Source organism: Nocardia sp. NPDC004711, from assembly GCF_053601595.1.
Genome location: NZ_JBSGCB010000080.1, coordinates 24422 through 30773, shown reverse-complemented (window position 1 = coordinate 30773; position 6352 = coordinate 24422). Strand labels below are relative to the sequence as shown.

4 protein-coding genes and 1 pseudogene are annotated in these 6352 nt (G+C 67.7%); 2 read left to right on the top strand and 3 right to left on the bottom strand.

The features are described 5' to 3' along the window. A partial coding sequence (locus ACWEKS_RS44030) for a hypothetical protein (RefSeq protein ID WP_452345657.1) occupies positions 1–251 on the top strand: 251 nt, incomplete at its 5' end. A 205-nt stretch (positions 252–456) separates the two neighbouring features. After that, entirely contained in the window at positions 457–1218 is a 762-nt protein-coding gene (locus ACWEKS_RS44025) for a copper homeostasis protein CutC (protein ID WP_379404280.1), read from the top strand. 526 nt (positions 1219–1744) lie between these two features. Here ACWEKS_RS44025 and ACWEKS_RS44020 read toward each other — a convergent pair. From ACWEKS_RS44020 to ACWEKS_RS44010, 3 genes and pseudogenes are all read right to left on the bottom strand, one after another. After that, a pseudogene (locus ACWEKS_RS44020) lies at positions 1745–3037 on the bottom strand (YibE/F family protein); the annotation flags it as partial. 588 nt (positions 3038–3625) lie between these two features. After that, the gene (locus ACWEKS_RS44015; RefSeq protein WP_452345659.1) at positions 3626–4885 is read right to left on the bottom strand and encodes a pyridoxal phosphate-dependent aminotransferase; all 1260 of its coding nucleotides are present in this window, start codon (positions 4883–4885) and stop codon (positions 3626–3628) included. Positions 4886–4952: 67 nt separating this feature from the next. Continuing rightward, on the bottom strand, positions 4953–6314 hold the full coding sequence (locus ACWEKS_RS44010; RefSeq protein WP_452345656.1) for an XRE family transcriptional regulator: 1362 nt from the start codon (positions 6312–6314) through the stop codon (positions 4953–4955). Between the last annotated feature and the right edge of the window lie 38 nt (positions 6315–6352).

Here is a 6352-nt window from a genome sequence, read left to right as displayed (position 1 = left end):
GGAGTCCTTCTCCGCGCTCGAGCCGGCCGCCGATGGTTTCCGCAACTACGTCGGCAAGGGCACCCGCATCCCGGCGGAGTGTTTCGGCTCCGGCCGAGGCCGCTCCGGCCCCGGCCGCCGAGCCCGCCGCTCGGGCCGCGACGGAGGGCAATGGCACCTCGGAGGGCAATGGCGCGACCAAGCCGCCGGCCGCCAAGCCGGGTGGCCTCGGCTTCAAGTCGGGCATGAAGGCGCCGGGCCGGAAGAACTAGGCACCGGCCCGAAACAGCGGGCAGCCGAACCTGATTGACGAGGGCGGCGCTACCGACCCGGTAGCGCCGCCTTCGTCGTTCTCGCCGCGTACCAGCCCGTTCGCGCCGATTCGGCGGGCGCTGCGGCGGCAATTCACGGGCCATTCGCAGCCCGTTGGCTAATCTCAGGCAACATGACGGGCCGGAGTTCGCCATACTGCAAGGTATGACGGATGCGCGGGCGGTGCGGGTCGAGATCGGGGTGGAGTCTCTGGACGGGGTCCGGATCGCCGAACAGGCGGGGGCCGCGCGGGTGGAATTGTGTACCGGGCTGACGGTCGGGGGACTCACGCCCGGGCCGGCGCTCATCGAGGCGGCGGTCGAGGCGGCGGGGCACACTCAGGTACATGTGCTGATCCGGCCGCGACCGGGCGACTTCCGCTATTCGGCCGACGAGGTGGCGCTGATGCGCACCGATATCGAGCGGGTGCGGGCGGCGGGTGCGCACGGGGTGGTGATCGGCGTCCTCGACGAGGACGGCCATGTCGATCCGGCCGCCAATACCGAGCTGCTGGCCGCCGCGGACGAGCTGGAGGTCACCTTCCACCGCGCGTTCGACGTGTGCGCGGATCCGTACGCGGGTTTCGACCAATTACTGGAGCTGGGCTTCACCCGGTTGCTCACCTCGGGCCGCCAGGAGTCGGTGCTCGACGGCGCAGCCCTGATCGGCCGGCTGGTGACGCTGGCCGACGGCCGCATCGACGTGATGGCCTGTGGTGGCCTGCGGGCCGACAATGCCCGCCGGGTGATCGAGCTGACCGGAACCCGCGATCTGCATGCGGCCGTGCGCATTCCGGTGCCCGGCCGCCCGCAGTCCGACTCCGAGGTCTCCTTCGCCGAATTCGGAGTGCCCAGTGGCTTCGATCATTTCGCCACGGACGCCGACGGCGTATCGGCGCTCTGCGAGGCGGCGCGGAACACACACTGACGGTCGCCGCCCGGAATCAGGGCCGGGAGTGCCGTCCGCCACGCGGCGGCTCGGGCGGCCACCCCTGATCATCGGAGAAGCCCTGATCCTGCTGCCACCCCTGATCCGGCTGCCGGGCCTGGCCCCGCGTACCCGAATCCGACCACGGCTCGCTCGGATTGAACCACGACGAGGTCGTGTACTGCCGCTCCTCCGGCGGATTCGGATTCGGATTCGGCTGCACCACACCGGTTCTCGGCACCGTCGGCGACTCACTCCCACCGGAAACACCGGGCTGGGCGCCGGTTCGCGCCACGGGCTGTTCCCCGGTCCATGAATCCCGCTGTTGCGCACCGGTTCTCGGCACGGCCTGTTGCTCCCCGCTGTGCGGTCCGCTCGGCTGAGCACCTCGGCGCACCACCGGTTGCGAACCCGAGGGGTACTCGCCGGTGCGCGGATCACCGGCACGACGCATCGCGGGCTGGGATCCGGTGCGCGGCCCACCCGCGCGGCGCGGCGTATTCCGTTGCGCCCCCGCACTTCGCGTCCGCTTGGCGCCCGCACCTGCGCGCACCTCGGCCGGCTTGGCGCCCAGCGGCCGGGCCAGCAGCACCGCGATGGCGGTGGTGAGCGGCACCGACAGGGCCAGCGCGATACCGCCGACCGCCGACCGCGCGATCTCGATGCCCACCGCGTCGCCGGTCAGCACGTCCCGTATGGGCCGCCCGGCCACGCTGAACAGCAGCAGCAGCGGCAGCGCCCCACCGGCGTAGGCGAGCACCAGGGTGTAGACGGTACTGGCGATATGGTCCCGGCCGACCCGCATGGCCGCGGAGAAGATGCTGCGACGGTTGGCCTTCTGGTCCAGCGCCGCCAGCTCGAAGGCAGCCGAGGCCTGGGTGATGGTGACATCGTTGAGCACACCGAGCGAGCCGATGATGAATCCGGCCAGCAGCAGCCCGGTAATGCTCACGTGCTGGATATAGGCGGCGACATTGGTGTTCTGCTCTTCGGACAACCCGGTGAGGTGGGTGGCCTCCAACGACACCCAGGACAGCACCGCCGCCAGCACCATCGAGGTCAGCGTCCCCAGCAATGCCGAACTGGTGCGCAGATTCACCCCGTGCGCCAGATACAACACGGAGTAGAGGATCACCGCCCCCGCGACCAGCGCCACCGGTATCGCCGGTTTCCCGTCCAGCAGCGCCGGCAGCAGGAACATCACCAGCACCCCGAACGCAATGACGAGCCCGATCAACGCCCGCAACCCCCGCCACCGCGCCACCGCGATAATGACCACCGCGAAAACGATCCCGATGATGCTCAACGGCAACCCACGCGCGAAATCATCGAACGAGTACAGCGTCGCCCCGCCCGGATCCTGCGGCGTCTTCGGCGCCGCCTGCGGCACAATCCGAATCTTGTCCCCCACCCGCAAATTCGGCTGATCCGGCGTAGGCGAATTGACGAAGACCGTCCAACTCCCCTTGTCCGCCCCCGAATCGATCGAGATCACACTCCGCGCACACTGCCGCTGAGCCGCCGCGAGCAACTCCGGCTCAACAGTGAAAACCTTCCCGTTCGACACATCCCCACAGGGCCCGAGATCCTGCTTGACCACGGTCCCCGCCTCGGAGTGCACCGCACCCCCGCCCCCGTTCTGCATGGGCAACGGAATATCGATGTGCTGAGAACTGGGCCAAAGCCAAACCAGCCCGACAACCACCGCCACCCCGATCACCGCCAATAGCCCGACGACAACGCGTGCAGCATTAGTCCCGATAGCAATAGGCCCGGAGTGGTCGTGATGGTGATGATGAGAGTGCTGGTGATCGCTCACCCGAGGAGCCTAAACGAAAACCATTCCTGACATGCTGAGAGGTACTCCCCGCCCATCAGACGAAGGTTCTCCCCGATTCCCAAGGCGACAACTGATTTCGCAACGTTCGGGGTAACTCACCGGGTACCCCTGAAATCATCTCGGCTCCCAACGCAGGCACGGACGCGAACCCGACAAAGGCTTCAAGCCGTCCGCTGAAGGCCCGGGGAGGCGGGGGAGAGTGTGGGAGGGGCGGCGGAGAGCAGGGGGATGTCTCCGCCGCCCGGGTCAGCGGCCCAGGGGGGGTAGGCCGGCTAACCAGGGCCGGACGGCCCAGGGGGGGTAGGCGGTCCGGCCGGGCACCTGAGTGCCGAGGACCACTGTACACAAAAGACGGTTCTTTGCGCTAGCTAAGTCTCTAAAAACCCAACTTTTTCGTACCAGCGGTTTGTTTTAGCCAGGGTCTCACCCGCGCCATCCACCCCGAGCAGGGGTGTCCACAGGCGGACAAGATCGAATAACCGCAGGTCGGACCGGGTATTCGCGAAGGCGCGCCGGTACCCCAGCGTACCCCGCGCGTACCCGGTGATCGAGAATTTCCGGCTGGAATTACTGGCGATAGCTCCCGAGGAAGTTCCCGAATCGCTCGATGGCGACCGAGAGGTCCCGCGCCCACGGCAGCGTGACGATGCGCAGGTGGTCGTGGTGCGGCCAGTTGAACCCGGTCCCCTGCACCATCAGGATCTTCTCCTGCAGCAGCAGATCCAGCACCAGCTTCGAATCGTCGTGGATCTCATGGACTTCCGGGTCCAGCCGCGGGAACGCGTACAGCGCGCCGGTGGGCTTCACGCACGAGACGCCCGGAATGGTATTGAGCTTCTCCCAGGCCACATCCCGCTGCTCGAGCAGCCGCCCGCCCGGCAGCACCAGGTCGTCGATGCTCTGATGTCCGCCCAGCGCCACCTGAATGGCATGCTGCGCTGGCACATTCGGGCACAGCCGGGTGGAGGCCAGCAGGTCGATGCCCTCCAGGAAGCCGCCCGCGTGATCCTTGGGACCGGTGATGACCAGCCAGCCCGAGCGGTAGCCCGCCACCCGGTACGCCTTGGACAGGCCGTTGAAGGTGAGGCACAGCAGGTCCGGGGCGAGCGTCGCCAGCGAGATGTGCTTGGCGCCGTCGTAGAGGATCTTGTCGTAGATCTCGTCGGCCAGCAGCAGCAGCTGATGCTTGCGGGCCAGGTCCACCACCTGCTGCAGCACCTCGGCGGAGTACACCGCGCCGGTGGGGTTGTTGGGGTTGATCACGACGATCGCCTTGGTCTTGTCCGTGATCTTGGATTCCATGTCGGCGATGTCCGGCTGCCAGTCATTGGACTCGTCGCACAGGTAGTGCACCGGGGTGCCGCCCGCGAGCGAGGTCATGGCCGTCCACAGCGGATAGTCCGGCGCGGGGATGAGCACCTCGTCGCCATTGTCGAGCAGCGCCTGCATGACGATGGTGATCAGCTCGGAGACGCCGTTGCCCAGGTAGACGTCGTCCACATCGAATTCCGGGAAGCCGGGCACCAATTCGTAGCGGGTGAAGATGGCCCGCCGCGCCGGCAGGATGCCCTTGGACTCCGAGTAGCCCTGCGCGTAGGGCAGCGCCGCGATGATGTCGCGCATGATGACGTCGGGCGCGTCGAATCCGAACGGCGCGGGATTGCCGATGTTCAGCTTCAGAATCCGGTGCCCCTCGGCCTCCAACCGTGCCGCGTGCGCGTGTACCGGACCCCGGATCTCGTAGAGCACGTTCTGGAGTTTGGTGGACTGTTCCAGGACGCGGGGGGACCGGTGCGGAAGGTGACTCGATGGGCTCACCCCGTTAATGGTGCCATTCGCCCGCAACCAGGTTTCTTCGTGTCCAGCACACGGCTACCGGACGGTAGCGGGGCGGCTACCTCGAGGTATCGGGCGGCAGCACGCTGCGGGCGGCGGTGGAGCCGCAGAAGTCCTCGATCCGCTCGTCCAGGTCCTGTGCTTCACCGGCGTCCCGGAACTCCGGGCCGGCCAGCCGCTGGCGCACCGCGCTGAGCCGTTCCTCCAACTGCGCGATCCGCTTGTCCTCGTCCAGTTCCAGCACCGGCTCCAGCGCGGCGGCGGCGCCGTCGAGGCTGCCGTTGATCAGGTGGGCGGCCGCATTGTCCACCCGGGCCAGCGACTCCGCGCCGTAGGAGCGCTTGTCGGTCGGGCCGTTCACGTACAGGTCGATGGCCCGGCTGGTGGCGTCCAGGGCGGGCTCGGCCTGGCCCAGATGGATATAGGTGGCGCCGGCGTAGTAGTGACTCTTGGGCTGGTTGAACCCGAACACGCCGCCGACCTCGTCGTGCAGGTTGTCGCTGGATTCGCTGTCGCGGGCGTCATCGGCGGCGCGGATGCAGCGCTCGGTGTCGGCGGTGCTGCCCAGCCGCGACCAGATGCGGGCCTCGATGTTCAGCAGCCGCACCCGCGAGGTCGCGGATTCGGCGTAGCGCTGGCCGCTCTGGGCCAGCAGGACCGCGCGGCGCGGCCGCTCGGACCGGTACTCGATGAGCGCCTGCATGCCGCGGGTCCAGGCGCGCAGCGGATCGTGCTCGCACAGTTCGGCGTAAGCCCAAGCGGCCCTTGCCTGTTCACCGGCCGCGTCGAAATAGCCCAGATCCGTACTGGCATTCGCCAGCAGACCGGACAGGGTGCCCGCCAAGAGGTACAGGTGCGCCGTATCGGACGGACGCTGATGGCCTTCCAGCAACCGGTACACCCGACGCCGCACCCGCAGCATCTCCACCATCATCGGCACCGGCGGCATGTGTACGTAATCGTTGGCGATGCGCGTGACATCCGCATCGAGCTGTTCCAGCAGGGTCGCACCCACATTGGTGCCCTCGGCCCTCCCTGCGTGCTCGCTTGCTTCGTGAGCAGCCGCCATGATCAGATCCCTCTCCGAAATCGCCGCTAACGCATCGCCCCTCATCGCACCCGTATCGACGAGTGCCAGCAGTTCCGCGTCGCTGGAATAACTGGCCTGCGCCGGCATCCCGCTCCGAAACTCGGAACCGCCTTGGCGCACATCGAAACCGGGAACGGCGGGGCGGTCGATCAAGGGCTGGTCGATCAAGGCCGCGAACCGTGCCCGCACAACATCGTCGGACCTGGCAAGGGAAGTATCGAGGGCGGCCTGATTGATGGGGCGGGGATGCACCCGATCGCCCCCGGCCTCCCATTTCGAGACCAGTCGTTCGTGCACACCCAGGTGGGCGGCGAACTCCCGGATACTCATGCGTTTGGCATCGCGGAGGGCCCGGGCCTCTTTGCCTG